Here is a 2,161-nt window from a genome sequence, read left to right on the forward strand (position 1 = left end):
GGTCTGTTCCGGAACTACCGGAGTTACTGCTCGTACGTCCCCTGGATCGTCGCGCGGGCGATCGCGTGGGAGAACAGGTTGAACCCCAGGAACGCGGGCGTCGACTCGGCCGTGACGCCGTCGAGGGTCTCCACGTCGACCGCGTGGACGACGATGATGTAGCGATGCGGGCCGTGACCTGCCGGCGGGGCGGCGCCGAGGAAACGGCTCAGTCCGGCGTCGTTCTTCAGCGTGATCGCACCGCTGGGGAGCCCGGTTCCCTCGTCGTCGCCTGCGCCGCTCACCAGCGTGGTCGTGTCGGCCGGGATGTTGGCGACCGCCCAGTGCCAGAACCCGGACGCCGTCGGCGCGTCGGGGTCGTACACCGTCACCGCGAAGCTCTTGGTCTCGGCGGGGAACCCCGACCACGACAGCTGCGGGGAGTTGTCGTGGCCGCCGGCGCCGAAGATTCCGCTGACCTGTTCCTTCTTCAGCGGCTGCCCGTCGACGACGTCGGTGGAGGTCAGCTCGAAACTCGGCAGGTCGGGAAGTGCCTCGTACGGATCGTGTGACATGCGGTTCCTCTCTTGTCGCGTATCGGTTTTCGATCAGCTGTGGAGCAGAAAATGTTCCAGCACGCGTGTACCGAACAGTAGTGCGTCCACGGGTACCCGTTCGTCGACGCCGTGGAACAGCGCGCCGAAATCCAGGTCGGCGGGCAATTGCAGCGGTGCGAATCCGAAGCACCGGATGCCGAGCTTCGCGAACGCCTTGGCGTCGGTTCCGCCCGACAGCATGTACGGCACGGTCCGGGCGCCGGGGTCGTGCGCGAGGATGGCGTCGTTCATGGCGTCGACCAGGTGCCCGTCGAACGTGGTCTCGTAGGAGTCGAGTTTCGTGATCCACTCGCGCTGGACGTCCGGTCCGATGAGTTCGTCGACCGCCGCCTCGAACTCGGCCTGCCTGCCCGGCAGGATCCGGCAGTCGACCACGGCCTCCGCCATCTGCGGGATGACGTTGGCCTTGTAGCCGGCGGAGAGCATGGTCGGGTTCGCGGTGTCGCGGAGCGTGGCACCGAGGATGTTGGAGATCTTGCCGAGCTTCGCGAGGGTGCCGTCGAGGTCGGGCGACGTCGGGTCGAAGTCGAGGCCGGTCTCCTCCCCGGCCGCTTCGAGGAATTCGGCCACCGAATCGGAGATGACCAGCGGGAACGTGTGTGCCCCCAGCCGGGCGACCGCCTGCGCGAGGATGGTGACGGCGTTGTCGCCGTGCAGAAACGAACCGTGGCCGGCCCGTCCCTTCGCGGTCAGCCGCATCCATCCCAGACCCTTCTCCGCCGTCTCGACGAGATAGAGCCTGCGGTCGGTACCGTCCGGGCGGGCAACTGTCAGGGAGAAGCCGCCGACCTCGCCGACGGCTTCCGTGACCCCCTCGAACAGATCGGGACGATTCTCGACCAGCCACTGGCAGCCGTATTTGCCACCGGCCTCCTCGTCGGCGACGAACGCGAACACGAGGTCGCGGGGCGGGACGATGCCCTCCGCCTTGAACTGCCGGGCGACCGCCAGGATCATCCCGACCATGTCCTTCATGTCGACGGCGCCGCGACCCCACACGTAACCGTCCTCGACGGCTCCGGAGAACGGGTGGACGCGCCAGTCGGCCGGTTCGGCGGGTACGACGTCGAGGTGACCGTGCAGCAACAGTGCGCCGCGGTCGGGATCGGAGCCCTTCAGCCGCGCGAACACGTTGCCGCGGCCCGGTGCGCCCGACTCCACGTATTCGGTCTCGTAGCCCACTTCCTGCAGCTGGGACGCCACCCACTCCGCACACTCGCGCTCGCCCTTCGTCGTCGCGAGCTCTCCGGTGTTGGACGTGTCGAAGCGGATCAGTGAACTGACGAGATCCACGACTTCGGCTTCGGCGCGACCCTGGCCTGGGGTTTCCTGTGTAGTTGGCACTCCACTTTCCTACCACCGGGCAGGCGGAAACGCTCAGGTGAGAGGGGCGATTTGGGCCGTGGCGGTTCATCGGTTAATCTTTTGCAGCACCCAGGAAATGGGGGCAGGCAAGTCCGAGTGGCGGAATGGCAGACGCGCTAGCTTGAGGTGCTAGTGTCCTATTAACGGACGTGGGGGTTCAAGTCCCCCCTCGGACACTCTGAGTTGAGACAGACGAAAAG

Annotated in this window: 2 protein-coding genes and 1 tRNA gene; 1 reads left to right on the top strand and 2 read right to left on the bottom strand. The window is 66.6% G+C overall.

What is annotated here, in order from left to right:
* Positions 1–23 precede the first annotated feature (23 nt).
* Positions 24–554 (bottom strand): YbhB/YbcL family Raf kinase inhibitor-like protein, encoded by a 531-nt coding sequence (locus ACFTZB_RS45195; protein WP_378442464.1) that lies wholly within the window; start codon positions 552–554, stop codon positions 24–26.
* A 33-nt stretch (positions 555–587) separates the two neighbouring features.
* Positions 588–1,940: a M20/M25/M40 family metallo-hydrolase gene (locus tag ACFTZB_RS45200; RefSeq protein ID WP_378442466.1), complete on the bottom strand. Its 1,353-nt coding sequence runs from the start codon at positions 1,938–1,940 to the stop codon at positions 588–590.
* A 111-nt stretch (positions 1,941–2,051) separates the two neighbouring features.
* On the opposite strand from ACFTZB_RS45200, the gene ACFTZB_RS45205 reads away from it, so the two are divergent.
* Positions 2,052–2,137 (top strand) — tRNA-Leu (locus ACFTZB_RS45205).
* The last annotated feature ends 24 nt before the right edge of the window (positions 2,138–2,161 follow it).

This window comes from Rhodococcus sp. NPDC057014 (assembly GCF_042673295.1).
Classification (GTDB): domain Bacteria; phylum Actinomycetota; class Actinomycetes; order Mycobacteriales; family Mycobacteriaceae; genus Rhodococcus_F.